Source organism: Geodermatophilus sp. URMC 64, from assembly GCF_053502555.1.
In genome coordinates this window covers 2,470,973-2,496,667 of sequence record NZ_CP199955.1, presented here as the reverse complement: position 1 = coordinate 2,496,667, position 25,695 = coordinate 2,470,973, and the positions used below count along the sequence as shown (strand labels likewise).

The 25,695-nt window shown below is 74.4% G+C and carries 27 protein-coding genes and 2 riboswitches; of the genes, 13 read left to right on the top strand and 14 right to left on the bottom strand.

Annotation, left to right across the window (positions count from 1 at the left end):
- Nucleotide 1: 1 nt before the first annotated feature.
- From ACWIYF_RS12265 to ACWIYF_RS12250, 4 genes are all read right to left on the bottom strand, one after another.
- The gene (locus tag ACWIYF_RS12265; protein ID WP_448628413.1) at nucleotides 2-706 is read right to left on the bottom strand and encodes an alpha/beta hydrolase; all 705 of its coding nucleotides are present in this window, start codon (nucleotides 704-706) and stop codon (nucleotides 2-4) included.
- The gene (locus ACWIYF_RS12260) at nucleotides 703-1,779 is read right to left on the bottom strand and encodes a Rieske 2Fe-2S domain-containing protein (protein WP_448628412.1); all 1,077 of its coding nucleotides are present in this window, start codon (nucleotides 1,777-1,779) and stop codon (nucleotides 703-705) included. The genes ACWIYF_RS12265 and ACWIYF_RS12260 overlap by 4 nt, the downstream gene beginning before the upstream one ends.
- A gap of 81 nt (nucleotides 1,780-1,860) precedes the next feature.
- Entirely contained in the window at nucleotides 1,861-2,499 is a 639-nt protein-coding gene (locus ACWIYF_RS12255) for a response regulator (protein WP_448628411.1), read from the bottom strand.
- Nucleotides 2,496-4,517 carry a histidine kinase gene (locus ACWIYF_RS12250; protein WP_448628410.1) on the bottom strand — a complete coding sequence of 674 codons (2,022 nt, stop codon included), beginning with the start codon at nucleotides 4,515-4,517 and terminating at the stop codon, nucleotides 2,496-2,498. The genes ACWIYF_RS12255 and ACWIYF_RS12250 overlap by 4 nt, the downstream gene beginning before the upstream one ends.
- A gap of 152 nt (nucleotides 4,518-4,669) precedes the next feature.
- On the opposite strand from ACWIYF_RS12250, the gene ACWIYF_RS12245 reads away from it, so the two are divergent.
- From ACWIYF_RS12245 to ACWIYF_RS12235, 3 genes are all read left to right on the top strand, one after another.
- Nucleotides 4,670-5,065: a hypothetical protein gene (locus ACWIYF_RS12245; protein WP_448628409.1), complete on the top strand. Its 396-nt coding sequence runs from the start codon at nucleotides 4,670-4,672 to the stop codon at nucleotides 5,063-5,065.
- A 171-nt stretch (nucleotides 5,066-5,236) separates the two neighbouring features.
- The gene (locus ACWIYF_RS12240) at nucleotides 5,237-5,650 is read left to right on the top strand and encodes a hypothetical protein (protein ID WP_448628408.1); all 414 of its coding nucleotides are present in this window, start codon (nucleotides 5,237-5,239) and stop codon (nucleotides 5,648-5,650) included.
- Nucleotides 5,651-5,741: 91 nt separating this feature from the next.
- A complete protein-coding gene (locus tag ACWIYF_RS12235; RefSeq protein WP_448628407.1) occupies nucleotides 5,742-7,166 on the top strand; it encodes a selenium-binding family protein in 1,425 nt (474 codons plus the stop codon).
- Here ACWIYF_RS12235 and ACWIYF_RS12230 read toward each other — a convergent pair.
- Entirely contained in the window at nucleotides 7,157-8,011 is an 855-nt protein-coding gene (locus tag ACWIYF_RS12230; protein WP_448628406.1) for an alpha/beta fold hydrolase, read from the bottom strand. The two genes, ACWIYF_RS12235 and ACWIYF_RS12230, sit on opposite strands and share 10 nt — an antisense overlap.
- A gap of 101 nt (nucleotides 8,012-8,112) precedes the next feature.
- On the bottom strand, nucleotides 8,113-9,342 hold the full coding sequence (locus tag ACWIYF_RS12225; protein ID WP_448628405.1) for a DUF222 domain-containing protein: 1,230 nt from the start codon (nucleotides 9,340-9,342) through the stop codon (nucleotides 8,113-8,115).
- A 175-nt stretch (nucleotides 9,343-9,517) separates the two neighbouring features.
- Between ACWIYF_RS12225 and ACWIYF_RS12220 the strand changes: the two genes are divergently transcribed.
- Together ACWIYF_RS12220 and ACWIYF_RS12215 are read left to right on the top strand one after the other, a co-directional pair.
- Nucleotides 9,518-10,357 carry a VOC family protein gene (locus ACWIYF_RS12220; RefSeq protein WP_448628404.1) on the top strand — a complete coding sequence of 280 codons (840 nt, stop codon included), beginning with the start codon at nucleotides 9,518-9,520 and terminating at the stop codon, nucleotides 10,355-10,357.
- Nucleotides 10,358-10,429: 72 nt separating this feature from the next.
- The gene (locus ACWIYF_RS12215; protein WP_448628403.1) at nucleotides 10,430-11,092 is read left to right on the top strand and encodes a maleylpyruvate isomerase N-terminal domain-containing protein; all 663 of its coding nucleotides are present in this window, start codon (nucleotides 10,430-10,432) and stop codon (nucleotides 11,090-11,092) included.
- On the opposite strand, the gene ACWIYF_RS12210 is transcribed toward ACWIYF_RS12215, so the two are convergent.
- Genes ACWIYF_RS12210 through ACWIYF_RS12190 form a run of 5 tightly spaced genes read right to left on the bottom strand, consistent with a single transcriptional unit; the run spans nucleotide 11,089 to nucleotide 15,963 of the window.
- Nucleotides 11,089-12,423, bottom strand: a complete 1,335-nt coding sequence (locus tag ACWIYF_RS12210; protein ID WP_448628402.1) for an NtaA/DmoA family FMN-dependent monooxygenase — start codon at nucleotides 12,421-12,423, stop codon at nucleotides 11,089-11,091. The genes ACWIYF_RS12215 and ACWIYF_RS12210 overlap by 4 nt on opposite strands.
- 9 nt (nucleotides 12,424-12,432) lie before the next feature.
- Nucleotides 12,433-13,590 carry an LLM class flavin-dependent oxidoreductase gene (locus tag ACWIYF_RS12205; protein WP_448628401.1) on the bottom strand — a complete coding sequence of 386 codons (1,158 nt, stop codon included), beginning with the start codon at nucleotides 13,588-13,590 and terminating at the stop codon, nucleotides 12,433-12,435.
- A 17-nt stretch (nucleotides 13,591-13,607) separates the two neighbouring features.
- A complete protein-coding gene (locus ACWIYF_RS12200; RefSeq protein ID WP_448628400.1) occupies nucleotides 13,608-13,925 on the bottom strand; it encodes a flavin reductase in 318 nt (105 codons plus the stop codon).
- Nucleotides 13,925-15,841, bottom strand: a complete 1,917-nt coding sequence (locus ACWIYF_RS12195; RefSeq protein WP_448628399.1) for an FAD/NAD(P)-binding protein — start codon at nucleotides 15,839-15,841, stop codon at nucleotides 13,925-13,927. Before ACWIYF_RS12195 ends, ACWIYF_RS12200 begins: the two co-directional genes overlap by 1 nt.
- Nucleotides 15,814-15,963, bottom strand: a complete 150-nt coding sequence (locus ACWIYF_RS12190) for a putative leader peptide (RefSeq protein WP_448628398.1) — start codon at nucleotides 15,961-15,963, stop codon at nucleotides 15,814-15,816. Before ACWIYF_RS12190 ends, ACWIYF_RS12195 begins: the two co-directional genes overlap by 28 nt.
- A gap of 119 nt (nucleotides 15,964-16,082) precedes the next feature.
- Nucleotides 16,083-16,194, top strand: a riboswitch (SAM riboswitch).
- 217 nt (nucleotides 16,195-16,411) lie between these two features.
- On the opposite strand from ACWIYF_RS12190, the gene ACWIYF_RS12185 reads away from it, so the two are divergent.
- From ACWIYF_RS12185 to ACWIYF_RS12170, 4 genes are all read left to right on the top strand, one after another.
- Nucleotides 16,412-16,963 (top strand): GNAT family N-acetyltransferase, encoded by a 552-nt coding sequence (locus tag ACWIYF_RS12185; protein WP_448628397.1) that lies wholly within the window; start codon nucleotides 16,412-16,414, stop codon nucleotides 16,961-16,963.
- Entirely contained in the window at nucleotides 16,960-17,925 is a 966-nt protein-coding gene (locus ACWIYF_RS12180) for an amino acid ABC transporter permease (RefSeq protein ID WP_448628396.1), read from the top strand. Before ACWIYF_RS12185 ends, ACWIYF_RS12180 begins: the two co-directional genes overlap by 4 nt.
- Nucleotides 17,922-18,713, top strand: coding sequence for an amino acid ABC transporter ATP-binding protein (locus tag ACWIYF_RS12175; RefSeq protein ID WP_448628395.1), 792 nt, complete (start codon nucleotides 17,922-17,924; stop codon nucleotides 18,711-18,713). The genes ACWIYF_RS12180 and ACWIYF_RS12175 overlap by 4 nt, the downstream gene beginning before the upstream one ends.
- A gap of 84 nt (nucleotides 18,714-18,797) precedes the next feature.
- Complete coding sequence (locus ACWIYF_RS12170; protein WP_448628394.1) at nucleotides 18,798-19,778, top strand: ABC transporter substrate-binding protein; 981 nt, start codon at nucleotides 18,798-18,800, stop codon at nucleotides 19,776-19,778.
- Between the two features lie 288 nt (nucleotides 19,779-20,066).
- Here ACWIYF_RS12170 and ACWIYF_RS12165 read toward each other — a convergent pair whose 3' ends face one another.
- Nucleotides 20,067-20,435, bottom strand: a complete 369-nt coding sequence (locus ACWIYF_RS12165; protein ID WP_448628393.1) for a hypothetical protein — start codon at nucleotides 20,433-20,435, stop codon at nucleotides 20,067-20,069.
- 66 nt (nucleotides 20,436-20,501) lie between these two features.
- Between ACWIYF_RS12165 and ACWIYF_RS12160 the strand changes: the two genes are divergently transcribed.
- A complete protein-coding gene (locus ACWIYF_RS12160; RefSeq protein ID WP_448628392.1) occupies nucleotides 20,502-21,248 on the top strand; it encodes an SDR family oxidoreductase in 747 nt (248 codons plus the stop codon).
- Nucleotides 21,249-21,256: 8 nt separating this feature from the next.
- On the opposite strand, the gene ACWIYF_RS12155 is transcribed toward ACWIYF_RS12160, so the two are convergent.
- Entirely contained in the window at nucleotides 21,257-22,615 is a 1,359-nt protein-coding gene (locus ACWIYF_RS12155; RefSeq protein WP_448628391.1) for an aminotransferase class V-fold PLP-dependent enzyme, read from the bottom strand.
- A 36-nt stretch (nucleotides 22,616-22,651) separates the two neighbouring features.
- A riboswitch (SAM riboswitch) is annotated at nucleotides 22,652-22,764 on the bottom strand.
- A 123-nt stretch (nucleotides 22,765-22,887) separates the two neighbouring features.
- On the opposite strand from ACWIYF_RS12155, the gene ACWIYF_RS12150 reads away from it, so the two are divergent.
- From ACWIYF_RS12150 to ACWIYF_RS12140, 3 genes are read left to right on the top strand one after another with little or no spacing between them, the layout of a single operon-like run.
- A complete protein-coding gene (locus tag ACWIYF_RS12150) occupies nucleotides 22,888-23,388 on the top strand; it encodes an NADPH-dependent FMN reductase (protein WP_448628390.1) in 501 nt (166 codons plus the stop codon).
- Between the two features lie 48 nt (nucleotides 23,389-23,436).
- A complete protein-coding gene (locus ACWIYF_RS12145; protein ID WP_448628389.1) occupies nucleotides 23,437-23,817 on the top strand; it encodes a nuclear transport factor 2 family protein in 381 nt (126 codons plus the stop codon).
- A gap of 51 nt (nucleotides 23,818-23,868) precedes the next feature.
- On the top strand, nucleotides 23,869-24,831 hold the full coding sequence (locus ACWIYF_RS12140) for an LppW family protein (RefSeq protein WP_448628388.1): 963 nt from the start codon (nucleotides 23,869-23,871) through the stop codon (nucleotides 24,829-24,831).
- Here the strand turns inward: ACWIYF_RS12140 and ACWIYF_RS12135 are convergent.
- Nucleotides 24,791-25,558: an AfsR/SARP family transcriptional regulator gene (locus tag ACWIYF_RS12135; RefSeq protein ID WP_448628387.1), complete on the bottom strand. Its 768-nt coding sequence runs from the start codon at nucleotides 25,556-25,558 to the stop codon at nucleotides 24,791-24,793. The two genes, ACWIYF_RS12140 and ACWIYF_RS12135, sit on opposite strands and share 41 nt — an antisense overlap.
- Between the last annotated feature and the right edge of the window lie 137 nt (nucleotides 25,559-25,695).

The window sequence follows — 25,695 nt, the reverse complement described above, 5'->3', positions numbered from 1 at the left end:
GTCAGACGGCCAGCTCGAGCAGGACGTCGGCCAGCGCCTTGGGGGCGGTGACCATCGCCTCGTGACCGGTGTCGAGCTCGTGCACCGGCCAGCCGCGCGCCCGTGCGCGGTCGGCCTGGGCGGCGAACACCCGCATCCACGACACGCACTCGACGAACGCGGCCGGCACCCGGTCGACGGCCCCGGTCAGGTGCAGCCGGTCGGTGTAGGTCTTCCACGGGTGCGGGGTGAGCTTCGGGGTCAGCCAGTCGACGTCGGCGGATTCGGTGACGCCGAGGACCGACAGCTTGCGCACCGGCACCAGCCAGCCGAAGCCCTGCTCGGCCGCCGACTCCGCCCAGTGGTGCTCGACGGTCCCGGGCAGCAGGTCGCGCGCCGCCTCGCCGTCGGCGCCGACGAACGCGTCGAGGTAGACCCGCTTCGCGACCGCGTCGGGCCGGCGGTCGGCCACGGCGGTCACGATCTGCCCGGCGTAGCTGTGCCCGACGAGGACGACGTCGGTCAGCCCGAGCGTGTCGATCAGCCGGACGACGTCCTCGACGTGGGTGTCGAGCCCGACCAGCGGCGAGAGCAGGTGCGACCGCTCGGAGAGCCCGGTGAGCGTGGGCGCGTGCACCTGGTGGCCGGCGGCGCGCAGCAGCGGCGCCACCCGGTCCCAGCACCAGCCGCCGTGCCAGGCGCCGTGGACGAGGACGTAGGTCGTCACTGGCCGGCCACCGCCGCGGCATGGGGACGGCGGCCCGGGGGAGCCCCGGATGCCGGGCCCGCCGCGGCGGCCTCCGCCTTCGCCATCTTCTCGACCAGCCGCCGCCTGCGGATGCCGGCGACGTCCGAGCGGATCGACGACTCGATCATGCCCGGGTCGGAGGCAACCATGACCTCCTGGATCTCCAGGGCGTCGACGTCCTCCTGCATGACCGCCAGCTGCTGGTCCAGCTGGAACCTCGACAGCTCGGCGTCGTCGGTCCTGTAGTCGCGGCCGAGGGCGAAGAAGTCGTGCGTCGTCGTCTCGGTCTCCGGCGTCATGCCGTAGAGCACCTTCATGTGGAAGCCCTCGGGCTCCTCGGTGCCGGTCGGCGCGATCCGGATGTTCAGGACGAACACACCGGGAGCGTAGAAGTCGCCGTCCTGCCACCGGTCGATGTCGGTCGTGACGCCCATCGACGACCGGTAGAACGGCGGCGCCTCGATGCCGATCATGTGCCGGACGAAGGAGACCCGGTTGCCCTCGCTGGTCACGTCGATCGGGGTCGCGGCGACCGCGGCGTTGCCGATGCTGCCCGGGTGCAGGAACGTCTCGTGGGTCAGGTCGAGCAGGTTCTCGACCAGCAGGATCTGCCGGGACCTCAGCGGCACCACGCCGTGCACGTGGGTCCAGTTCTCGTCGGAGAGCCACGAGACGTCGGGGATGTCGGCGGGGTCGGCCCGGTCGGCGTCCCCGGGCCAGATCCACACGATGCCGTCGCGCTCCACGAGCGGGAAGCGGTGCACGGAGGCCCGCGGCGTGTCCGGCTGCTCGGCGACGCCGACGCAGGTGCCGGAGCCGTCGATCTTGTAGCCGTGGTAGTTGCAGGTGATGACGTCGTCCTCGAGCCGGCCGAGGGACAGCGGGTAGCGGCGGTGCGGGCAGCGGTCCTCGATGGCGTTCACGCTGCCGTCGGAGAGCCGGTAGAAGCACACCGGCCGGCCGCAGATCCAGCGCTGCATCAGCGTCCGGCCGACCTCGTCGGACCAGGCGCCGACGTACCAGCCGTTGCGCACGAGGGGGTTGGTCGACACAGGCCTGCTCCTCCGCGTCAGAGGTCCGGCACCGGCCGCGCCCCGGCACCCGGTGACGCAGGCCATCATCGTGTCGCGCGGTCAGTGGCGCGCGGCGCGGGCGATCTCGGCGGCCTCCTGCCGACCGGCCGCCGGGAGCTTGGCGAGCACGTTGCTGACGTGGTTGCGCACCGTCTTCTCCGACAGGAAGAGCTTGCGGGCGATCGCCGCGTTGCCCAGGCCCTCGGCGAGCAGGTCGAGGATCTCGGCCTCCCGCTCGGTCAGCTGCGGGAACACCGCGGAGGCGCCCCGGCGGGGCGGATCGGTGAGCCGGCCGAGCATCCGCTCGGCCACGCCGCTGCCGAACACCGCCTGGCCGCGGGACACGGCGTCCAGTGCGCTGGCGATCTCCGCCCGGTCGGCGCCCTTGACCAGGTAGCCGCGCGCGCCGGCCTTCACCGCGGAGAGCACCGAGTCGTCGCCCTCCAGCATGGTGAGCACGAGGACGGCGACCTCCGGGCACTCCGCGGTGATCCGCCGGGTGGCCTCCACGCCGTTGACGCCGGGCATCGAGAGGTCCATGAGGACGACGTCGGGCCGCAGCTCGAGCGCCCGCGCGACCGCCTCCTCGCCGTCCGCGGCGGTGCCCACGACCTCGGCGGTGCCGATCGCCGCCAGCGCCGCGACGATGCCGTCGCGGTAGAGCGGGTGGTCGTCGGCGACCAGCACGCGCAGGCTCACGACGTCCGCTCCAGCGGCAGCAGGGCCCGAACCGTCGTCCGCTCCCCCGGAACCGACTCCACGGTGCACGAGCCGCCGAGCTCCAGCGCCCGCTCCCGCATCGAGGCCAGCCCGACCCCGGGCCGCTCGGGTTCGCCGGCCAGCCCGCGGCCGTTGTCGCTGACGGTCAGCGCGAGCAGCCCGTCCTCCACGGCCAGCGTCACCGCGCACCGGGTGGCCCGGCCGTGCCGGGTGGCGTTGGTCAGCGCCTCCCCCGCGATGCGCAGCAGCGCGAGCTCGGTCGCCGCGCTCAGCGGCGGCAGGTCGGCCACGTCGACGTCCACCTCCGTGCTCGAGCCGGTGAACCGGCCGCCCAGCTGCGCCAGCGCCTCGGCCAGGCCCAGGTCGTCGAGCACCGGCGGGCGCAGGTCGTCGACGATCCGCCGGACCTCGCCGAGGACGCCCCGCAGCTGCCCGCGCAGCGACTCGACCAGTGCCCCGGCCGGCGTGCCCGGCCCGTCGGCGAGGTCGCGGACGGTCTCCAGCTGCAGCGCGATCGACGCCAGCTCCGGGCCGAGGCCGTCGTGCAGGTCGCGGCGCAGCCGGCGGCGCTCCTCCTCGCGGGCCACGACGATCCGCTCGCGGGAGCGCTGCAGGTCCTCGGTCAGCGCCAGCGCGTGGACGACGACCGCGACGTAGGTGGCCATCTCCTCCAGCGCGGCGACGTCGCGGCGCGGGAGCGGCCGGCCCGGCTCGCGGGTGCCGACGACGAGCTCGCCGACCACCGTGCCGGCGTGCCGCAGCGGCACCCGGGTGAGCGGCTCGCGCGGGGTGCCCCACGCGCCGGCCGGGCCGAACGCGGTCGAGATCCGCGCCGAAGGCAGCCGCAGCCCGGTGGCGAGGTCGCAGGCGACGTCGTCGAGGGAGGTGCCGGCCTGCCAGCGCTCGGCGAGCCCCCGGACCGCGCCGGCCGGGTCGGAGCGGTGGCCGTAGAGCCACCGGTCCACCCGGCGCTGCAGCCACGCGTGCAGCGGCGCGGCGCCGACCGCGACGACCGCGGTGGCGACCAGCGGCGCCCCCGTCGTCCGGCCGAGGACGCCGCCGAGGCCCACGATGGCCAGCACGTACGCCGCGACGACGCACCCGCTGAGCAGGCCGAAGACGACCGACCGGCGGACGACGAGGTCGAGGTCGAAGAGGCCGTGCCGGGCGGCCGCCACCCCGAGCGCGAGCGGGTACGGCACCAGGGCGAGCGCGACGACCAGCAGGAACCACGGGTGCGGCACCGCGAACGTGGCCGCCATCAGGACGACGGTGGCGACCGCGCCGGTGAGCACCACACGCAGCTGCCGGCGCTCGCGGTCGCCGGCCCGGCGCCACCGCACGACCAGCGCGGCCAGGGCCGCGGCGGCGGACAGCGGCAGCAGCGCGACGCTCCAGCCCAGCGCCCCGGCCAGCGCCGGCGCCGCCAGCGGGTTGGTCAGCGACGCCGGCTGGTCCGGGATGATCGTGTCCACGCCCGCGCCGGTGCGGTACGGCGTCACGGCGTTGAGGACCGTCACCAGGGCGATCGCGACCAGCGCGCCGGCCAGCACCGGGCGCCAGCGCGGCCCCGGCAGCCGGCCGTCCGGGGCGAGCAGCAGCAGCACGGTGGGCAGCAGGAAGTAGCCGGGCAGCCACGCGATCCCGGCGACCCACAGCAGCGGCTCCCCGCCGGGCAGGTCCCACTCGGGGCGACCGACCAGGGCCAGCCACGCCCACGCGGCGGCCGCCTGGGCGACCACGCTGAGGACGGCGACGACGGCCAGCCAGGCGCCGGTCACCGACCGGGGGTCGCGGCGCAGCAGCAGCACGGCGGGGGTGCCGAACGCCGCCGCCGCGACCGGCCCGGAGGTCCACCACAGCCAGCCGGTCCGGTAGCCGCCGGGGCCGAGGGCCGGCGCGATCAGCTCGACCGCGACGGCGGCGACGAGCACCGCGGCCAGCACGGGGGCGAGCGCCGGTGCCCGGCGCTGCTCCACCACGACCGTCGACTGCACGCGGTCATGGTGGCCGACGGATGTCCCGGCGTCATGGGACACCGCGTCCCGACCTGCATCGGGACGCGGGCGCCGATCCGTCCGGGACGGCGGGACGGCGAACGTCGGCGCCATCCGGGGATCGGCCCCGGCGAACGATGAGGAGAAGCTCCGTGACCACCACCCGCGCCGTCCCCACCCCGCCGGCCACGCGCCCCCGGATCCCCGTATTGCCGGCCGTCTCCGCCGTCTTCTCGATCCTGCTGGGCAGCGTCACCGCGGTCGCCGGGATCGTGTTCTCGTTCCTGGAGGGCGGCCCCTGGGCGTACGTCGCCGTCCCCGCGTTCTCCGCCGCCCTCGTCGGCTGGTGGTACGGCGGGTTCGGCCTGCTGCGCGGTTCGCGGCGCGGCTGGGTCGTCGGGCTCGTTCTGCTGTCGGCGCTGTTCTGCTTCGGCGTCTACAAGATCCTCTGGGTGCACGAGACGGAGGCCTACCTGTTTCAGTCGCTGAACCTCGTCGGGTTCGCGCTGCACCTGGCCGCGCCCACCCGCCGCTGGGCGACGCGGTGACGGCTCGATCCGGTGTGATTGACCTTTCGGGTGAGCCGGGACGAAGGACCCTGCCCCCCGGGCGCGTCGTTCGGCACGGTTGGTGCGCACCGAGCTCACTGACGGCTCGCCGGGGATGCCGTGCCGTCGCCTCGGTCCCCTGTTCGCACCTACCGCTGCCGGAGGTAGCGCATGCCCGCTGTCGTGGTCGCCCCCAGCCCGGTCGCGACGTTCCCCCGCCGGATCCGCGGCGAGGCACCGGACGGCCGCCCGTGGGAGCTGCTCACCAGCCGCACCGGCGTCTCCGTGGTGACCGACGCCGGCCGGCTCGCCGAGGCGCAGGTGGCCGAGGAGCAGGAGCGGGTCGTCGTCGACTTCTGGGCCGACGCCCCCGGGCTGTCCGCCGACATCGGCGCCCGCCTGGTCGGACAGGCGTTCGCGCACCCCGCCGTCCGCGCGCACCGGCCGATCCTGGTCACCCTGCCACGCGGGGAGAGCTCGGTGCTCGAGCACGTCCAGGCGCATCTCGACGGTGCGCGCTCGCACGTCGCCGGCGTCACCTGCCTGGTCGAGGGGCGAGTACGCGAGGCCCCGTCGGGCTGCTGAGAACGGCGCTCCGCGGCCATGGACGGCCGCGGTGATTCCGCACTAGCTTGGTCGGGAAAACCCAGCCCGAGCAGGCGAGGAGTGGCCGGCGATGACCGCGTCGACACACCAGATGGACCCGACCTTCTACCGCAGCCCCTCCGAGGCGATCGCGGCGCCGACCGAGCAGCTCGCCTACGTGGTGGCGTTCGACCGCGCGGGCGAGAAGCCGGACGCGCTGACCGTTCTCGACACGGATGCCGCGTCACCGACGTACGGGCAGATCGTGGGCTGGGTCGACCTGGACCACACGATCGGCGACGAGCTGCACCACTTCGGCTGGAACGCCTGCTCCAGCGCACTCAAGCACGAGGGCCACGACATGGGCTCCGACGGCCTGCAGCGCCGGTACCTGCTGCTGCCCGGGCTGCGCAGCTCCAACATCCATGTCTACGACACCCACCCGGACCCGCGCTCACCCCGCCTGCACAAGATGATCGAGGCCAAGGAACTGGCCGAGAAGGCCGGCTACTCCCGGCCGCACACCCTGCACTGCGGACCCGACGGCGTCTTCCTCACCTGTCTGGGCGGCGCCGACGGGGCCGAGGGTCCTGGCGGTATCGCGCTCCTGGACCACAACACCTTCGAGGTCCTGCGGGCCTGGGAGACCGACCGTGGGCCGCAGTACCTGGCCTACGACGCCTGGTGGCACCTCAACCAGAACACGCTGATCTCCAGCGAGTGGGGCACGCCGGCGATGGTCGAGAACGGGCTGGTGCCCGAGCTGCTGCTGGGCGGCAAGTACGGCCACGCGCTCCACTTCTGGGACCTCGCCGAGGGCCGCCACCAGCAGACCGTCGACCTCGGTACCGAGCACCAGATGGTGCTGGAGCTTCGGCCGTCGCACGACCCCGAGGCGACGTGGGGCTTCGTCGGCGTCGTCGTCTCCACCGCGGACCTCTCCGCCTCGGTGTGGCGCTGGTTCCGCGACGGCGAGGAGTGGAAGGCCGAGAAGGTCATCACGATCCCCGCCGAGCCGGCGGACCCCGACGACCTCCCGCCGGCGCTCAAGCCGTTCGGCGCCGTTCCGCCGCTGGTCACCGACATCGATCTCTCGGTCGACGACAAGATGCTCTACGTCTCGTGCTGGGGCACCGGTGAGCTCAAGCAGTACGACGTCTCCGACCCGGCGAACCCGCGCGAGGTCGGCTCGGTGCACCTCGGCGGCATCGTGCGCCGGACCGCGCACCCGGCGGCGCCGGACCAGCCGCTGGCCGGCGGCCCGCAGATGGTCGAGGTCAGCCGCGACGGCCGCCGCATCTACATCACCAACTCGCTCTACGGCGCCTGGGACGACCAGTTCTTCCCCGCCGGCGTCGGCTCGTGGATGGCGAAGATCGACACCGACGCCTCGGCGGGTGGGCTGAGCATCGACGAGCGCTTCTTCCCGGCCGGCGACGACTGGCGCGGGCTGCGGCCGCACCAGACCCGCCTGCAGGGTGGCGACGCGTCCAGCGACTCCTACTGCTACCGCTGATCGAGGAGGTCCTCGCCCCCGCGCAGGTGCTCCGCGAGCACGGCGGCGAGCACCTGCGGCGGGACGACGTGGCCATGACCTTCGATGACCCGGTGACGGCCGTCGGGCAGCAGGTCGGCCAGTCGCCTGCTCACCTCTCGCATGAACGGCGGGCTGTCGCCGCCGACGAGGACGAGGCCGGGCCGTGTCGCTCGGGCTGCGAGGCTTTCCGGGACCTCGCCCCCGGTCTCGATGTCACCCATCACCGCTGAGTCGTAGGCCAGCGTCGGCGCGAGCGCGGTGAGCTCCGCCCATCGGGATGTCGCCCGCATCTCGTCGATCATCTCGTCAGGCATCCCGGTGAGGCGGCAGAACGTCTCGATCGCCTCCGCGTTCCTGTTCTCCCCGAGCAGGTCGCGGAGGGTACGCCCGTAGCGTCGCGCCTCGTCCTGCGCCGTCTCGTCCTCGGGCGAGTAGGGCGGATCGTGGAGGACGAACGCGCGCGCGGCCACGCCAGCCGCGACGGCATGGAGGACCAGGCCGGCTCCCGAGGAGTGTCCGTAGAGGTGGGCCCAGCCGCCGACCTCGTCGATCAGTGCGGCGATGTCCTCGATCTCGCGATCGATCGCATAGGGAAAGGTGTCCCCGCTGTCGCCGCGACCTCGGCGGTCGTAGTTCACGGTCCGGAAGTGCGAACCGAGCGCCTGCGCAGTGGGACGCATGAGGGCGCGGTCGCACGTCGCCCCGCACACCGTGATCAAAGGTGGGCCGGAACCGAAGACCTCGTAGGCGATGGACGTTCCGTCCGCGGAGATGACCGTCTCGTGCGTCATGCAGGGTGGACCGGAGATCGGCGCGCCGCTCATCGCCGGGTCCGGCTCAGGTTGCCCGCGCACGGCCGCGCCGGCATGCACCCTTCAGGTCGGGCGTTCGGCTCGGGCGCCGTGCTGTTCACACCGCAGCGGACTCACCCGGCGCGGGCGAGCCTCGGGTCGTCGGCGGGTGGCCGGATCACCAGGATCTCGGTGCCGTCGGGGCGGTAGGTGTGCCATCGGCCGGCGGTATCTCGCTCGATCCGGAAGCCGTGGTGCACCTGGGTGTGGTGCCGCTCGCACAGCAACCCGGAGTTCTCCAGGTCGGTCTCGCCGCCGAAGAGCCAGTGGATCACGTGATGAACCTCGCACCAGTGGTGCGGCGCTCCGCAGCCGGCGAACACGCAGGTCTCGTCGCGGAGTTCGACCGCCGTGCGCAGGCCCGGGGTGACCAGCCGCTGGGCCCGGCCCAGGTCGAGCAGCTCACCCTCGGCGGTGCGCAGGTAGCGGCGCAGCTCGGCGTCGCAGGCGACCTGCCGGGCCCGGGCGGCGGAGACCACCCCGCCGAAGCCCAGGCTCGCCGCACCCCTGCCGACTTCCGGGTCGGCCAGGTCGGCGGAACCGATCTTGACCGCGACGTGCGGCTTGACGGTGCGCAGCAGCGGCAGCGTGCCACAGCCGAGGTGAATGTCGCAGAGCTGGACCAGGGCGTCGGCCTGCTGCTGGGACCGGGTGCGCTCGTCGCCGGCGGGCCGGTGGGCCTGCAGGATCGACTCGATCGCCGCCTGCAGCTTCTCCATGCCGAGGGCGTCGAGGTGGAAGCGGCCGGTGCCCGACCCGTCGGCGTGCTTGGCAAAGGACAGGAACCGCTCCTCGGTCGGATCGGGCTCGGGGCCGTCCTCGTCGAGCCGCTCGAGCAGGGTGTGCACCAGCCGCACCAGCTCCTCGTGCTTGTGCCCGGCGGCGAAGCGGGCGAGCACGCCGGCGATGCCGGCCAGGTCGCCGTCCCGTTGCACGATCAGCGCGGCCGCCCGCGGCCCGGTGATCCTGGCGATCACGGCCACCTGATCGGCGGTGAGCTCCCCGGCCGCGTGCGCCGCGGCCACCGCGGGCAGCTGCTCCAGCGCCCGGCCGTTGCGCACCACCTGCGCGGCGGCGGCACCCGAGAGCCGGCAGTGCCCGCGCAGCCACGACTGCGCGGTCGCCATCCCGTCCCCGGCGAACACCTGCCTGCTGTCCGCGGTCCGCACCGTGCGCGCCAGCTCCGCCTGCGCCCGGTTGATCACCTCGACCAGGCCGCGGGTCCGCTCGAGCAGCTGCGTCGAGGACTGTGCGTGGAGGTCGTCGGAGGCCCGCTCCTCGAGCGCCGTCAGCACGCCGTTCACGACACCTCCTCGCCACTCGAACAGACGTACGAAGAATACCTCTGAACGGCAACTTGCACGACCTGAACCCCCAGGTCAAGCGGCTGTCCACAGATTCCGTCGGGGGCCCGCGTCGAGCGACCCGGACTGTCGGCACCCGTCGTTAGCCTCCCCGCCGACCACTCCGGAGGTGACCATGGCCCAGCAACGGACCTACCCGCACGGCGTGACCTGCTGGATCGACTGCGAGTTGCCCGACCTCGACGCCGGTCGCGCGTTCTACGCCGGGCTCTTCGGATGGACCCTGACCGACGCGATGCCACCGGACGCGCCGGGCTCGTACCTGATCGCCACCCTGGACGGCCGGGACGTCGCCGCGCTGGCCCCGGCGCGGGCCGGCTCGATGGCGCAGTGGAACACCTACGTCGCCGTGGACGACGTCGATGCCACGGTGGCCGCCGTCCCCGAGCGGGGCGGAACTGTCCTCGCCCCGCCTGCCGACGCCGGACCGGCCGGCCGGGGGGCGAGTTGCGCGGATCCCTTCGGAGCCCGGTTCCGGTTGTGGCAGGCGGGCCGGCGGCTCGGCGCGCAGCTCACCAACGCGCCCGCGACGTGGAACTTCAGCGACCTGCACACCCCCGACCGCGACGCGGCGATGGCCTTCTACGCGCCGCTGTTCGGCTGGGTCGCCGTCGACATGGAGCAGGGCGCCGGGACGATGATCCAGGTGCCTGGCTACGGCGACCTCCTCGCGGCGACCGTCGATCCGGGGATCCACGAGCGCCAGGCCTCCGCCCCGGCGGGCTTCGCCGACGTGATCGGCGGACTGCTCGTGGTCGAGCCCGGCGAGCCGGCGCAGTGGCACGTGACCTTCACGGTCCAGGACCGCGACGACAGCGCCGCCGCCGCCGAACGCCTCGGCGCCACCGTGCTGCGCTCCGACGAGAGCCTGTGGACCAAGACCGCGCTGCTGCGCGACCCCGAGGGGGCCGAGTTCACCGTCAGCCAGTTCACCCCGCCGGACGGCGACTGGTGAGCCGGCACCCTTGACAGCCGCACAGGAGGCGACGAGCGTCCCGGCCCACCCGTGCGCGGAAGGGGCCCTCCGATGACGGATCCCATGACCGACCTGCTGGAGCGCGAGCTGGCGGCGGTGTCCGCCGTCCTGGACGGGCTCACCGACGAGGACTGGACGCGGCAGACGCACCTGGTCCCGGAGGGCGGCGTCCCGCACTGGCGGGTGTCCGACCTCGTCGGGCACATCGACATCTCGATCGGGCTCACCCTCAACCTGCTCAACACGGTGCAGGAGGGCCAGCCCGGCCGGGACCGGGTGTCCTTCTTCATCGCCGACCGCAGCCAGGTCGCCCCGGTCGTCTACGACTACGCCGTCAAGCACGCCGCCGATCAGACCCGCGAGAGCCTGGTGCGGCAGACGAAGAGCACGTTCGCCCGCAGCCTGGACGGCATCCGCGAGCACGACCGCACCACCATCGGCTCCGGCTTCTTCGCGCTGATGACCCTCGAGGAGTGGGTGCCGACCCGCGTCGTGGAGGCCGTCGTCCACGGCATCGACGTCACCGACGCGCTCGACCGGCCGACGGTCGCCACTCCCGAGGGCATCGCCCTCACCGCGCGGATCCTCGACGAACTGCTGGCCCGCCGGACGGTGGCCGGCCGGCCCGCCGACCTGACCGACGACGAGGCGTGGGTCCGGGCCGCGTCGGGACGCCGCGACCACCCGGACCCGCGCCTGCCGCTGATCGTCTAGGCCGGTCCCACGCCCAGGTGGTCGCGCAGCGTCGTCCCCGTGTAGTCGGCGCGGAAGACGCCCCGCTCCTGCAGCAGGGGCACGACGCGGTCGACGAACGGGTCCAGCCCGCCGGGTGTGATGTGCGGAACGAGGATGTAGCCGTCGGCCGCGTCGGACTGCACCAGGTCGTCGATGGTCGCGGCCACCGTGGCCGGGCTGCCGATGAACGACTGCCGGCTCTGCACCTCGATCATCAGCTCCCGGATCGAGTAGCCCTTCTCCGCGGCGAGCTCACGCCACTGCCGCGCGGTGGCCAGCGGGTCGCGGTACATGCGCACCTGCGCGCGCCCCTTCGCGACGTGGTCCTCCCCCACCGCCGGGTCGACGTCGGGCAGCGGCCCGTCCGGGTCGTAGGCGGACAGGTCGCGGTTCCACACCTGCTCGAGGAACCGCAGCGCCGTCTGCCCGGACACCTGCTGCCGGCGCACCTCGTGCGCGAGCTCGGCGGCCTCGGCGTCGGTGTCGCCGATGACGAACGTCGCGGCGGGCAGGATCAGCAGGTCCTCCCGCCGTCGTCCGTACTTCGGCAGCCGACCCTTGACGTCGGCGTAGAACGCCTGGCCCGCCTCCTTGGTGGAGTGCCGGCTGAAGATGGCATCGGCCGACGACGCCGCGAACTCCCGCCCCTCCTCCGAGTCGCCCGCCTGGAAGATCACCGGCCGGCCCTGCGGGCTGCGCGGCACGTCGAAGCGACCCGAGATGTCGAAATGGGCGTCCGAGTGCGCGAAGCGCCCGGCGTCCGGATCGCCGAGGAAAACCCCGGACGACGCGTCGGCCACGATCTCGTCGCCGCGCCAGGAGTCGAACAGCTCCATCGTCGTCTGCAGGAACGTGCGTGCCCGGTCGTAACGCTGGTCCTGCGGGAGGAACCCGCCGCGCCGGAAGTTCTCCCCGGTGAACGCGTCCCACGAGGTGACGACGTTCCACGCCGCCCGGCCGCCGGAGAGGTGGTCGAGCGTGGCGAACTGCCGGGCCACCTCGTACGGCTCGTTGAAGGTGGAGTTGATCGTCCCGGTGAGCCCGAGCCGGTCGGTGACGGCGGCGAGGGCGGCCAGCACGGTGAAGGTGTCCGGCCGGCCGACGACGTCGAGGTCGTAGATCTGCCCGTTCTGCTCCCGCAGCCGCAGCCCCTCGGCGAGGAACAGGAAGTCGAACTTGCCGCGCTCGGCGGCCTGCGCGAACCGGACGAACGAGGAGAACTCGATGTGGCTGCCGGCGGCCGGGTCGCTCCACACCGTGGTGTTGTTGACGCCGGGGAAGTGCGCGGCGAGGTGGATCTGCTTCGGCATCGGATGTCCTCAGACGGTCGCGTATCGGTTGGCGGGGCGGGGCAGGCCGAGCAGCCCGCGCAGGGTGGTGGCCTCGTAGGCGGTGCGGAACAGCCCCCGCCGCTGCAGCTCGGGCACCAGACCGGAGGTGATCTGCCGCAGGTCGTGCGGCAGGGTCGCCGGCCGCAGCCGGAAGCCGGTCAGCCCGGCCTCGGCCCACGACACGAGCAGGTCCGCGAGCTCGGCCGGCGACCCGGCGAAGACGAGCGCGTCGCTGCGGTACTCCTCGCCGGCGGTCTCGTCGAGCCGTGCCCGCCGGGCGGTCGCCGTCGTGGCGTCGTCGTCCAGGAACACCACGACGTCGCCGAAGACGTGCACGGTCTCCTCGGACCGGCCGGCCGCGGTCTGCGCGGCTCGGATCTCGTCCAGGATCGGGCCCACGTCGGCCGCGGCGCGCGGCGTCACGAACCCGACGTCGGCGCTGCGGCCGACCAGCTCGTACGGGATCGACTGGTGGGCCAGCGCGGTCACCAGCGGCTGCCCCTGCGGTGGCCGCGGCGTGATCGACGGCCCCTTCACCGAGAAGTAGCGGCCGGCGAAGTCGATGTAGTGCAGCTTCTCCCGGTCGACGAAGCGCCCGGTGGCGACGTCGCGGATCTCGGCGTCGTCCTCCCAGCTGTCCCAGAGCCGGCGCACCACCTCGACCCAGTCGGCAGCCTCGTCGAACAGCCCCCGCAGGTCGAACTCCGACGGGTCGCGCCGGCCGAAGTGGGCGGCCACGTGCGGGGACGACGCCACCTTGACCCGGACGCCCGCCCGGCCGGTGCTCACGTAGTCCAGCGTGGCGATCGCCTTGGACACGTGGAACGGCTCGGTGTGCGTGACGACGGCGGTCGGCACGAGCCCGATGCCCTCGGTCAGCGGCGCGACCCGGGCGGCGACCTGGACGGCGTCGAGCCGGCCGCGGACCCGGTCGGTGCGCGCGTCGTCGCCGGTGCGGTCGGTGGACTGCAGCGCCAGGTCGTCCTCGAGCGTGACGAAGTCGAGCAGGCCGCGCTGGGCCTCGCCGACCAGGTCGACCCAGTAGCCGGCGGTGAACAGCTCCCGCGGGCGGGCGTCGGGCTCGCGCCAGGCGGCGGGGTGCCAGCCGGCGCCGTCGAGGGCGACGGCGAGGTGGAGGTGGGTCACGGGATCTCCAAGCGTGGTCAGGCGGCCGGGACGACCGAGTGGGTGCCGAAGGTGCGGGCGTGGTAGGTCAGCGGCGGCCCGCCGTCGGCGGTCGCGCGCACCACGTTCCCGAGGACGACGACGTGGTCGCCGCCGTCGACCAGCTGCGCGCGCTCCGACCGGCGGCCGAGGGAGACCAGCAGCATCGGGGGCGTCATCGACAGCGACGTGAACGCCCTGACCGTGGTGCCGTGCGGCCGCTCGTCGACAAGCGTGGTCACCACCGAGACCGGCGTGGGCACGCCGGCCATCACCTCGCGGAAGGCGTCGGCGGTGCTGCCGGGAGGCGTCGTCATCAGGCCACCTCCACCGCGGCGACCGGGGCGGCGGTCAGGCCGCGCCAGAGGGTGCGGGCCAGCGCGTCGTTCTGGCGGAAGAACGGGGCATTGGTCCGCGGCCGGGCGAACGCGGCGACCTGGCCACCCGAGGTCCAGTAGCCGGCAGCGAAGAGCCGCTGCTGCGGCGTGCCCGTCGCGCTGACCACCCGGTGCTCGGCGTCGACATGCAGCCGGCCGGTCCCCCGGCTGCCCCCGGCGGACGGGTCGGCGAGCAGCTTCTCCGTGCCCGTCCCGCGCAGCAGCAAGCGGGTGACCAGCGGATCGGGCGTGCCGGTCACGTCCGGCACCGGCAGCCGGGCCTCCACCAGCGCGCGGGCCTCCGTGACCTCGTCGTGCGACGCCGAGCGGGCCCGGAAGACCCCGGCGGCGTCGTCGAGCTTGAGCTGAACGTCGGCGCCGAGGAACCGGACGAGTCCCGCTTCGGACAGCGCGAGCAGCTCCTCCAGCCGCGGTGCCGGTGGGCCGCTGGCCAGGTAGCTGAACAGGTTCATCCACCAGCCGCCGAGGTCCTCGGCCTCCGAGCGGGGGGTCAGCCGCCCGGCGCCGACGAGGGCGGCCACGGTGCCGTGGCAGAACAGCAGCGACGTGAAGACGGCGGCGTCCATGCTGTACGCCGGGTCGGCGGCGCGGGCGAGGTCGGCGCGGACGTGATCCCGGAGCCACTCCTGCAGGGCGTCGGCGCCGTCGAACCGCCGGCCGGCCAGCGGCCGGTCGAGCGCGGCCAGGTCGAACCGGTCGCGTGGATCGGGCACCGCCTCGGCGACCAGCGCCGTGGCATCGGGCGACGCGGCGTAGCGCTCGGCGAACTCCTCCCACGGCATCGCGGTGCGCTGCGGGTGGGCCCGGAACAGCTCGGTGTAGTGCGCCCAACCGAGCTCGCGGGCGATCACCGGGGCGAGGTCCGCGCGCAGGTCGAGCAGCCGGTCGCCGAAGAGCTCGTCGACCGCGGCCGGGGTGAAGAACCGCTGGGGCACGGGCGGGCCGGGCCACACGTACCCGAGCTTGGACCGGTAGGGGACGCCGCGCCGCGAGCCGACGTGCAGCCGGGGCTCGCGACCGGAGGGGCGGTACACCAGCCGCCCGTCGTCGTCCCGGGCGAAGGTGCCGCCCCGCCCGCTGGTGAGCAGCACCATGAGGTCGACGAACGCCAGGCCGGCGCCGCGGACCAGCACGTCCTGCCCCGGCTCGAGCCGGGAGAGGTCCAGGTCGGCGGTGTAGCCGGTCGGCAGGTAGGTCAGCCCGGCCTCGGCGGCCCGGTGCGCCACCGCCCGCTCGGCCGGGGTCGGGTGCGCGTCGAGGTGCCCCTGGGCCAGCAGGACGACGTCGGCCTCGATCACCGGCCCGTCGGCGAGGACGACGGTGGCGCCGATGTCGGTGACGCGGACGTCGACGGCCGACGACGCGTGCAGCTGCACGTCGGCCCACGGGCCGGCCGAGTCGACGACGGTGTCCAGCGCCCAGCCGAGGTAGGCGTTGACCAGCGGCCGGGAGGGGAAGGACGTCGGTCCGAGCCGGCGGGCCTCGGCGCCGACCGGGTCGTGGTCCGGACGGCCGCGGGCGAACCGCTCGATCCACTGCCAGAGCGTCGTCCCCTCTCCCACGGGCCCCTCGACCTCGACCGAGGCGTCCGGCAGGACGGTGACGTCGGCGACCAGCGAGTTCGCCCAGAGCAGCGAGGGCTGCTCGGCCCGCCAGACGCGCCCGCCGCCGGGCGGGTGCGGGTCGACCAGGTGCACCTGCAGCCGGCGGCCGTCGGCGAGGTCCGGCGCGTTGGCGACCAGCCGCTCGAGGACGCCGATGGCGGTCGGGCCGGCGCCGACGACGCACAGCGTCGGGGGGCGGGAGCTCAGTCGGGGACGGGCGGGAACGGACATGCGGGGACGGTCTCCGGGTCGTGGCGGCGGCTGCGGCGCAGGGATCGCGGAGCACGACACTGTGCGCTGGCGGTGCGGAGCAGGTCGACGTGCCGCCGCGAGGCCAGGACGGTCCGGTGCACGGGCTGCTCCCTTCTCCCGCTCGTGCCGCCGGGGCAGACGGCAGGCTGTTCCCCGGCCCAATATCTATCAAACCGATCGAGTTTGACGACTATCCCGGGTCGGGCCTATGGTCCCGGCAGGTCCTGAGCGCCAGCATCAAGCCCCGGCTCGCTGGCCGGCAACCCTCCACTGCGACGGGGTGCCCCGGGTGACGACCTGGCGAACGCGCGAGGCGCTCGCAAACCGCAGTACACGACCGAGGAGCATCCCGTGGGACCGGACGGCACGCCGCGCGTGCGGCACGTCTCCATCGACCTGGTCGGCCGCCCGGCCGTCGACCTGCTGCGCACCGACAGCGCCCTCTGTCGCTGACGCCCCGCTGACCGGCCTTCCGCCGCTCCCCCCCGCTGCGCCCGGGCACTCGTCCGCCCGCGCGGTTCCGTCGCGCCGTCCTCCTGGAGTTCCCGCATGACCGCAGTCGAACCCGCACTCGACGTGGTGCCGGTCCACCCGCACGACCCGCTCGCCGCGCCGCTGTTCGCCGAGCTCACCGTCGAGTACGACACCCGCTACGGCGACCTGTTCGGCGGCGCCGCCGAGGAGCTCACCCGCTACCCCGCCGAGGAGTTCCTGCCCCCGGACGGCGAGCTGGTGCTGCTCCTGCAGGACGGCGCCCCGGTCGCCGGCGGCGCCTTCCGCCGGCACGCCGACCCCGGCACCGCCGAGGTCAAGCGGATGTGGACCTCTGCCCTGCACCGCCGCCGCGGCCTGGGCCGCCACGTTCTCGCCGAGCTGGAGCGGCGGGCCGCCGTCCGCGGCTACACGCGCATGTACCTGACCACCGGCCCGCGCCAGCCCGAGGCGAAGGCGCTCTACCTCGCCGCCGGCTGGACCCCGCTGTTCGACCCCGCCGTCCCCCGCCCCACCGACTCCGAGACGCTGCGCGCCCTGCCGGTCGACCAGCGCCTGTACGCCTTCGAGAAGCACCTCGCACCCGAGACGCAGGGAGACCTCGCATGACCGCGCTCGAGGTCCGTCCCGAGGTGGTCGCGCCGCCCACGGGCACGCCCTTCGACCGGCTCAGTGTGGTGCCCGCCCGGCACCCCGGCCGGTGGGTGGCCACCGCGGTCGTCGCCGTCCTGCTCGCGATGGTGGTCCACTCGCTGGTCACCAACCCGAAGTGGGAGTGGGACATCGTCGGCGCCTACGTCACCGAGCGCTCGATCGTGCACGGCGTCGTGACGACGATCGAGCTGACCCTGATCACCGCCGTCCTCGGCTTCGCGCTGGGCACGGTGCTGGCGCTCATGCGGCTGTCCCGCTCGCCGCTGCTGCAGGCGGTGAGCTGGGGCTACACCTGGGTGTTCCGGTCGGTGCCGCTGATCCTGCAGCTGCTGCTCTGGTACAACCTCGCCTACCTGTACCAGAGCCTCGACGTCGGCATCCCGTTCGGGCCGAGCTTCTTCTCCTTCGACACGCTCTCGCTGATCGACAAGTTCGGCGCGGCGATCCTGGGCCTGGGCCTGCACCAGGCGGCGTACTCGGCGGAGATCGTGCGGGCCGGCATCCTCTCCGTCGACCAGGGGCAGCTGGAGGCGGCCGCGGCGCTGGGCATCCCGCGGCGCCGGCAGACCACCCGGATCGTGCTGCCGCAGGCGATGCGCTCGATCGTGCCGACGGCGGTCAACGAGGTGATCGGCCTGTTCAAGGGCACCTCGATCGTCTACGTGCTGGCCCTCGGCGAGCTGTTCTACACGGTGAGCGTCATCTACGGCCGCACCCAGCGGGTGCTGCCGATGCTGGTCGTCGCCGCCGTCTGGTACGTCGTCCTGACCACGGTCGTGACGGTGATCCAGTACTACGTGGAGCGCTACTACGCCCGCGGCGCGGTCCGCACGCTGCCCCCGACGCCGCTGCAGCGGCTGCGGGGCAACCTCGGCGCCGGCCTCACCCGGGTGCGGGCGCTGGGCGGCACCCGATGACCGCCGTCCAGACCCGGCCCGGGCGGGTCGAGGTGCACGGGGTGCACAAGTCCTACGCCGGCGTGGAGGTGCTGCACGGCGTCGACCTGGTCGTCGAGCCGGGCACCGTCACGGTGATCCTCGGTCCGTCCGGCTCGGGCAAGTCGACGCTGCTGCGCAGCATCAACCACCTGGAGAAGGTCGACCGCGGCTTCGTCGCCCTGGACGGCGAGCTGGTCGGCTACCGCCGCAAGGCGCACCGGGACGGCGACCGGTTGCACGAGCTGCAGGAGAAGGACGTGCTGCGGCAGCGGACCCGCTTCGGGTTCGTCTTCCAGTCCTTCAACCTCTTCCCGCACCTCAGCGCGCTGGACAACGTCGTCGAGGCGCCGGTCTCCGCGCAGGGCCGGGCCCGCGCCGAGGTGGCGGCCGAGGCCCGCGAGCTCCTGGCCCGCGTGGGGCTGGCCGGCCGCGAGAAGGCCTATCCCCGGCAGCTCTCCGGCGGCCAACAGCAGCGGGTCGCCATCGCGCGGGCGCTGGCGATGAAGCCGTCGGTCCTGCTGTTCGACGAGCCGACCTCGGCGCTGGACCCGGAGCTGGTCGGCGAGGTGCTCGGCGTCATCGAGGACCTGGCCCGCAGCGGCACCACGATGATCGTGGTCACGCACGAGATCGGCTTCGCCCGCCGGGCGGCCGACCGGGTCGTGTTCATGGACGACGGCCGGATCGTCGAGTCCGGCCCTCCCGAGCAGGTGCTCGACGACCCGCAGCACGAACGGACGAAGGCCTTCCTGGCCCGCGTCCTCTGAAGGCCCCCCGATCCCCGGACGGCGCAGCCCGCGCCGCCCGTCAGTGGCGCGCGCCCGCGCGCCCCAGCCGAGGAGAGAACGACCGTGATCACGCGTACCCGACGAGGGCCTCTCGTCGCCGTCCTGGCCGCTGCCGCCGCGCTGGCGCTGACGGCGTGCACCAGCTCGAGCGACATCGAGAGCGCCGCCGCCGAGGAGGCAGCCGGCCCCTCCGCGCTCGTCGTCGACACCAGCCCGGACCAGGACCGCGTCCACACCGAGCCGAACCAGGAGGCCATCGACCTGCTCCCGGAGGGCATCGTCGACGACGGCGTCCTGAAGGTGGCGACCACGCCCTTCAGCGCGCCGCTCGCCTTCTACGCCGACGACAACGCCACCGCCATCGGCAGCGACCCCGACACCGCCCAGCTGATCGCCGACGCGCTCGGCCTGGAACTCGAGATCGTGCCCACGGCGTGGGAGAACTGGCCGCTGGCCACCCGGTCCGGCGACGTCGACGTGACCATCTCCAACGTCACCGTGACCGAGGAGCGCAAGCAGCTGTTCGACTTCTCCTCCTACCGGGTCGACACCCTCGGCTTCCTCGCCACCGCCGGCTCCGAGATCAGGATCGAGAAGCCCGAGGACGTCGCCGGCCTGCGCATCGCGGTCGGCTCGGGCACCAACCAGGAGAAGATCCTGCTCGAGTGGGACGAGGCGAACCAGGCCAAGGGCCTCGAGCCGGTGGACGTGCAGTACTACCAGAACGACTCCGACACCACCCTCGCCCTGCAGTCCGGCCGGATCGACCTGACCTTCGGGCCGAACGCCACCGCCGCCTACAAGGCCGCGACCACGCCCGATGAGTTCACGGTGGTCGGGCAGTTCAACGGCGGCTGGCCGGACACCGCGGAGATCGCCGTCGCCACGGCCAAGGGCAACGGACTCGCCCCCGCCATCACCGAGGCGCTCAACGGCGTGATCGCCGACGGCAGCTACGAGAAGGTGCTCGAGCGCTGGGGGCTGACCAGCGAGTCGATCGACGCCGCCGAGACCAACCCGCCGGGCCTGCCCGCGTCGGAATGACCGCCGCCGCCTTCCGGCCCTGAGCGAAAGTCGCGGCGCGCCCCCCAACCGGGAGCGCGCCGCGACCGCACCGTTCGCGGTTCAGTCCTCGCCGTCGTGGCAGCCGCAGTGGCAGGCCTCGCAGCACAGGACGTGGCAGCCGACGTCGCAGGGCGTCGTGGTGAGGGTCGGATCGAGCATCGGTGGTCTCTCCGGTCGTTCAGAGGGAGTCGGGGTCGGGTGTGACCCCGACCACCATGTGGCACGTCCGTCCATACCCCGTGGCGACACGCGCGAGCGTGAGCCATGTCACACCGCGACGCCTCCGTCGCGCAGCGCGTCGACGAACCGGGCGCACGTCGCCGCGTCGTCCAGGGCCCGGAACGTCAGGGAGCCGGCGGGCAGCCGGAGCCGCAGCGAGACGACCTCTCGGCCGTTGCGCCCGGAACCGGTCCGCAGGGTGACCTCGCCGACGTCGCGCAGCGGCACCGACGCGATCGCCGGCTCGCCCAGCAGGCGGGGCTGCACCAGCCAGAGCCGATCGCCCTCCACGGCGAAGACGTGCACGCCGGTGACGCCGGGCAGCGGCCCGGACGACGCCCGGAGGACGGCGAGCGGCTGCCGGCCCTCCTGCGCCAGGCGGCCGATCAGGAAGGCGCTCGCCGCGTCCGCACCCATCACGGCTCCAGCCTGCCCCACGGCCGCGCCGCTGCCACGATGGGCGCCGGCGGCGAGGAGGGTGGCGTGCGGGACACGGTCGCGGTCGTGACGGGCGCGGGCAGCGGCATCGGCGCGGCCACCGCCCTGGCCCTCGCCGCCGACGGGTGGCGGGTCGTGCTAGCCGGCCGGCGCCTCGAGGCGCTGGAAGCCGTGGCCGCCCGGGGCCCCGCCGGACGCCTGCACCCGGTGCCCACGGACGTGACCGACGAGGCCGCCGTACGGGCACTGTTCGACGGCACCGTCGACGCGCACGGCCGGGTCGACCTGCTGGTCAACAACGCCGGCCGGTTCGGCCCCGCCGTCCCCGTCGACGGCGTCTCCCTCGCCGACTGGCAGGACGTCGTGGCCGTCAACCTCACCGGCGTCTTCCTCTGCACGCGCGAGGCGTTCCGCGTCATGCGGGCACAGCAGCCGCATGGCGGCCGGATCATCAACAACGGGTCCATCTCCGCTCAGGTCCCGCGCCCGATGTCGGCGGCGTACACGGCGACGAAGCACGCGGTCACCGGGCTCACCAAGTCGACCGCGCTCGACGGCCGGCCGTACTCCATCGCCTGCGGCCAGATCGACGTCGGCAACGCGGCGACCGCGATGACGGACCGGATGGCCGGCGGCGTGCTGCAGGCCGACGGCAGCGTGCGCCCCGAGCCGCGGATGGCCGTCGAGGACGTCGCCCGCGCCGTCGTCTACATGGCCAGCCTGCCGCTCGACGCCAACGTCGCGCAGCTGACCGTCCACGCGACGGCGATGCCCTACATCGGCCGCGGCTGAGCCCGGCCTCAGCCGACGGGACGGCAGCCCGCGGCGCGCAGCAGCGCGGCCGGGGCCCCCCCGGACGCCGGGCGCGGGTCGTCCACCGGCCGCCAGCGCCCGCCCGCCTGCTCGTACGCCGCCCGCGGGCCGTCGGTCAGGAACGCGGCCAGCGCGGTCAGCAGCCGGTCGACGTCGGTAGCCGTGCTGCCCACGCCGACGCTGGCCCGCAGCGCGCCGTCCGGGACGCCGAGCCGGGCGAGCAGCGGGTGCGCGCAGAACCGCCCGTCGCGCAGCCCGATGCCGTGCTCGGCGGAGAGGACGGCGGCCACCAGCCCGGGGTCGGCGCCCTCGACGGTGAACGACACGATCCCGGTCGGCTCGGCCGAGTCCGGCCAGATCCGCAGCACGCGGACGCCGGGCAGCGCGGACAGCCCCTCCACGAGCCGACCGCGCAGCTCCCGCTCGTGCCGCTCGAGGGCCCCGGCCGGCAGGGCGGCGAGCGCGTCGCACGCCGCCGCCAGCGCGACGGCACCCAGCACGTTGGGGGAGCCGCCCTCGTGCCGGTGCGGCGCCGCGGCCCACTCCGTCGACGAGACGGTCACCGACGCCACCGCTCCCCCGCCGGCGAGGTACGCCGGGCCGTCGTCCAGCCAGTCCCGCCGGCCGACCAGCGCGCCGGTCCCGAACGGCGCGTACGCCTTGTGCCCGGAGAAGGCCACGTAGTCGGCGCCCGAGGCGGCCAGCGAGAAGAGGCGGTGCGGCACCAGCTGCGCGCCGTCCACGAACACCCGCGCGCCGGCGGCGTGGGCCAGCGCGACCACCTCGGCCAGCGGCAGGGACTCACCGGTCACGTTGGACGCACCGGTCACCGCCACCAGCGCGTACGGGCGGCGGGCCAGCTCGTCGCCGATCGACCGGAGCGTCGCGACCACGGTCGGCCCGGTCGGCAGCACGGTGACCGGTCCGCGCCGCTGCCACGGCAGCAGGTCGGCGTGGTGCTCGCAGTCCAGCACCAGGACGGCGCCGTCGGCGGGCACGCAGCCGGCCAGCAGGTTGACCGCGTCGGTGGTGTGCCGGGTGAAGACGCAGACGTCGTCCGGGCGCGCGCCCACGAACCGGCCGATGGTCTCCCGGGCGGACTCGTACAGCGCCGTCGACACCTGGGACAGGTAGCCGGCGCCGCGGTGGACGCTGGCGTAGAGCGGCAGCGCCTCGGCCACCCGCTCGGCGACGACGGCCAGCGCGCGCGAGCTGGCCGCGGCGTCCAGGTCGACGTACCGCGCTCTGCCCGAGGGGGCCAGTGGCACGCGGGTCTCCGACCCGACGAGCGGCAGCAGCGGCGCCGAGGCGACGGCGGGGCGGCAGGACAGGACGGCGGTGGACATGCAGGCGCTCCAGACGGGCCGGGGACCCGGGGAGCGGGTCCGCGCTTGCGACCACCGGTCGGCGGCCGCCTGGTCGTCACCCGGGGCACCCCGTCGCGGAGGAGGGTTGCCGGCCAGCGAGCCGGGGCTTCGCGCTGGCACTCGTGACCGAGGCCGAGGGTGCCATCCGGCAGGCATCCCGTCAAATTCCATCGGCTTGGTGACGTTTACTGGTCGCGTTCCCTCGCCCCCGGAGGTCTCACCGTGCCCATCGAGGCTGCCAAGGTGTCGGCATGAGCACGATCGCCGTCGTCGGCAACCCCAAGCCGCACTCCCGCACCCGCGCGGCCGCCGAGCTGGTCGTCGAGCGGCTGACCGGCGCGCCGCCGGACCGCGTCGTCGACGTCGTCGAGCTCGGCGCCGGCCTGCTCGGCTGGGGCGACCACGCGGTCGAGGACGCCGTCGCCGCGCTCCGGGCGGCCGAGGTCGCCGTCGTCGCCAGCCCCACCTACAAGGCCACCTACACCGGCCTGCTCAAGCTCTTCCTCGACCAGATCGGCACGGGCGACCTCGCCGGCGTGGTCGCCGTCCCCCTGATGCTCGGCGGCGGCCCGACGCACGCGCTCGCCCCCGAGCTGCTGCTCAAGCCGGTGCTGGTCGAGCTCGGCGCGACCGCGCCCACCAAGGGCCTCTACCTGATCGACCGGGCGTGGGACGATCCCGCGCAGCTGGACCCCTGGCTGGTCACCGCAAAGCGCCAGGTCGCCGCCGCCCGCGCGATCCGCCGGGGCTGACGCCGCGGACTTCTCCTGGCTGCGCCCGGTGGGGGCATGATCCCCGGCGTGACCGACGACATCGACGTCAAGGACGTGCTGGCCGCCGAGGACCGCCGCTACCAGGCGATGCTCGACGCCGATCTCGCCACGCTCGACGAGCTGTGCGCGGACGAGGTGAGCTACGCGCACTCCAGCGGCGTCCGCGACACCAAGGCGGAGTACTTCGAGAAGATCCGCAGCGGCTACTACGTCTACCACCGGGTCGACCACCCGGTGGAGCGCGTGGAGGTCGTGGGCGACACCGCGATCGTGGTGGGCCGGATGACCGCCGACATCCACGCCGGCGGCACCGCGAAGACGATCGACAACCTGGCGCTGGCCGTCTGGACACGCACGGTGACCGGATGGCGGCTCCTCGCGTACGCCCCGACGCCATTGCCTGCCTGAACAGGCGAAATTACTTGACGGCTCATCCAGCAGGGGGCGCACCCTGAGGGCATGGCCCCCGGCCCCCGGCTCGCCGGCCGGCGGGTTCGGCGAGGCGTCTGCGCGCTGCTCGCCGGCTCGCTGGCCGGCATCGTGCTGCTCGGGTGCGTGGACAGCTCCTCCCCGATGTCCGCGGTGAGCGCGGTGGCGCCGGCCGGCGACATCGAGCCCGCCGTCCCGGACCGGCTGGACCGCCGGCCGCTGCCGCCGCCGCCCGCCCCGGTCGACGACGCCGCGGTCCTGGCCCGGGTGCAGGAGGCGGCCACCGCGGCCGGCGGGTCCATCGCGGTCGTGGTGGAGGACGCCTACGAGCGCGAGCTGCTCGCCGGTCCCGACGCGGGCCGCCCGCTGCTCACCGCCTCCCTGATCAAGCCCCTCGTCGTCGCCGAGCTGCTCGAGCGCCAGCAGACCGGCGCGCTCGCCCTCGCCCCCGGCGACCTGGACCTGATGGCGCGGGCGTCGACCGCCTCGGACGACGGCGCGATGAGCACGCTGTGGGTGCGCCACGACGGCGCGGCCCTGGTCACCGCGGCCGCGACCCGGCTGGGCCTGACCGGCACCGCGCCGCCGGCGCGGGTGGGTCAGTGGGGCGAGGCGACCGCCACCGCCGCCGACCTCGCCACCTTCCTCAGCCGGCTCGACGACGTGTACGGCGAGGAGGTGGCGGCCACCCTGATCGGCTGGCTGCAGGGCACCACGCCGCGCGCCGCGGACGGCTTCGACCAGCTCTTCGGCCTGCTCTCCCCCGCCGCCGGGGCGGCCGGTCCGGTTGCCGCGAAGCAGGGCTGGATGTGCTGTGTCGGCGGCCGGCGTCAGCTGCACTCCGCCGGCGTGCTCGCCGACGGCCGCGTCGTCGTCCTCCTGGGCGACTTCCCCGCCGGCACGTCGTGGCGGGCCGCGGCCGCGGCCCTGGACGCCGCCGCGGCCGCCGTCGTCAGCGGGACCGCGCCCCCGCCGCGACCGACGGGCCCATGACCCGGGCGCGCCGCGGGATGCGCCGGACCAGGTCCTCCATCTGCGCGGTGGGGCGCACGCCGAGCTCGTCGGCGAGCAGGCTGCGGAAGTTCTCGTAGGCGCGGGCCGCCTCGGTGACGTTGCCCTCCGCCATGTGCACGCGGATGACGACCCGGTGGGCGCTCTCCCGCAGCGGCTCCACCCGCACCGCCGCGTAGGCCGCCTGCACCGCGTCGGCGTGCCGGCCCGCCGCGGCGAACTTGTGCGCGAGCACCTCGAGGGCGTGCATCCGCAGCTGGCGCAGCTGCTCGCGCTCGAAGAGGACCCAGTCGTCGTACCAGCCCGGCAGCAGGTCCCCGGTCGCCCAGTCCAGCGGGGTGGGCAGGGCGGTGACGTCGGTGCGGGGGTCGAGCACCTGCCGGGCCCACTCGCGGAACTCGCGGACGTCGACGCGCACCCCCCGGGCGAGGCACAGCGCGCCCCCGGAGGCCTCGACCAGTCCCGGCGCGGTCTTGTGCAGCCGCCACAGCGCCGAGCGCAGGCTGCCCTGCGCGTGCGGCTCGGACAGGTCCGGCCACAGCTGGCCGGCGATCGCGGTGCGCGCGGGCCGGCCCGCCAGGCACAGCGACGCGACCAGCCGCTGCACGCCGCGCGGCAGCTCGCCCACGTCGGCGGCCGGGCCGGGACAGCCGAGCCGGATGGTGAATCCATCCAGCAACGAGACGCGGATGTTCTGGCGAGCGTCCATCCGGCACCCCCTTCCGGCAGCGCCCCCTTCGTGATGCGGACGCGCCCACGGGCTGTCGCCGGCGCGATCCTGGGTAGTGCCGTAACGCACTGTCAATCAAATCGCGCACGGCCCGCCACCGACACGGGCAGACCAGC

Excerpts from the sequence above, each read along its gene's own strand:
- ACWIYF_RS12240 (WP_448628408.1), top strand. The coding sequence starts at position 5,237 with ATGCCCGCTGTCGTGGTCGCCCCCAGCCCGGTCGCGACGTTCCCCCGC.
- ACWIYF_RS12215 (WP_448628403.1), top strand. The coding sequence starts at position 10,430 with ATGACGGATCCCATGACCGACCTGCTGGAGCGCGAGCTGGCGGCGGTG.
- ACWIYF_RS12135 (WP_448628387.1), bottom strand. The coding sequence starts at position 25,558 with ATGGACGCTCGCCAGAACATCCGCGTCTCGTTGCTGGATGGATTCACC.
- ACWIYF_RS12180 (WP_448628396.1), top strand. The coding sequence starts at position 16,960 with ATGACCGCGCTCGAGGTCCGTCCCGAGGTGGTCGCGCCGCCCACGGGC.
- ACWIYF_RS12235 (WP_448628407.1), top strand. The coding sequence starts at position 5,742 with ATGACCGCGTCGACACACCAGATGGACCCGACCTTCTACCGCAGCCCC.
- ACWIYF_RS12200 (WP_448628400.1), bottom strand. The coding sequence starts at position 13,925 with ATGACGACGCCTCCCGGCAGCACCGCCGACGCCTTCCGCGAGGTGATG.
- ACWIYF_RS12210 (WP_448628402.1), bottom strand. The coding sequence starts at position 12,423 with ATGCCGAAGCAGATCCACCTCGCCGCGCACTTCCCCGGCGTCAACAAC.
- ACWIYF_RS12165 (WP_448628393.1), bottom strand. The coding sequence starts at position 20,435 with ATGGGTGCGGACGCGGCGAGCGCCTTCCTGATCGGCCGCCTGGCGCAG.
- ACWIYF_RS12230 (WP_448628406.1), bottom strand. The coding sequence starts at position 8,011 with ATGAGCGGCGCGCCGATCTCCGGTCCACCCTGCATGACGCACGAGACG.
- ACWIYF_RS12150 (WP_448628390.1), top strand. The coding sequence starts at position 22,888 with ATGAGCACGATCGCCGTCGTCGGCAACCCCAAGCCGCACTCCCGCACC.
- ACWIYF_RS12175 (WP_448628395.1), top strand. The coding sequence starts at position 17,922 with ATGACCGCCGTCCAGACCCGGCCCGGGCGGGTCGAGGTGCACGGGGTG.
- ACWIYF_RS12155 (WP_448628391.1), bottom strand. The coding sequence starts at position 22,615 with ATGTCCACCGCCGTCCTGTCCTGCCGCCCCGCCGTCGCCTCGGCGCCG.
- ACWIYF_RS12140 (WP_448628388.1), top strand. The coding sequence starts at position 23,869 with ATGGCCCCCGGCCCCCGGCTCGCCGGCCGGCGGGTTCGGCGAGGCGTC.
- ACWIYF_RS12195 (WP_448628399.1), bottom strand. The coding sequence starts at position 15,841 with ATGTCCGTTCCCGCCCGTCCCCGACTGAGCTCCCGCCCCCCGACGCTG.
- ACWIYF_RS12185 (WP_448628397.1), top strand. The coding sequence starts at position 16,412 with ATGACCGCAGTCGAACCCGCACTCGACGTGGTGCCGGTCCACCCGCAC.
- ACWIYF_RS12220 (WP_448628404.1), top strand. The coding sequence starts at position 9,518 with ATGGCCCAGCAACGGACCTACCCGCACGGCGTGACCTGCTGGATCGAC.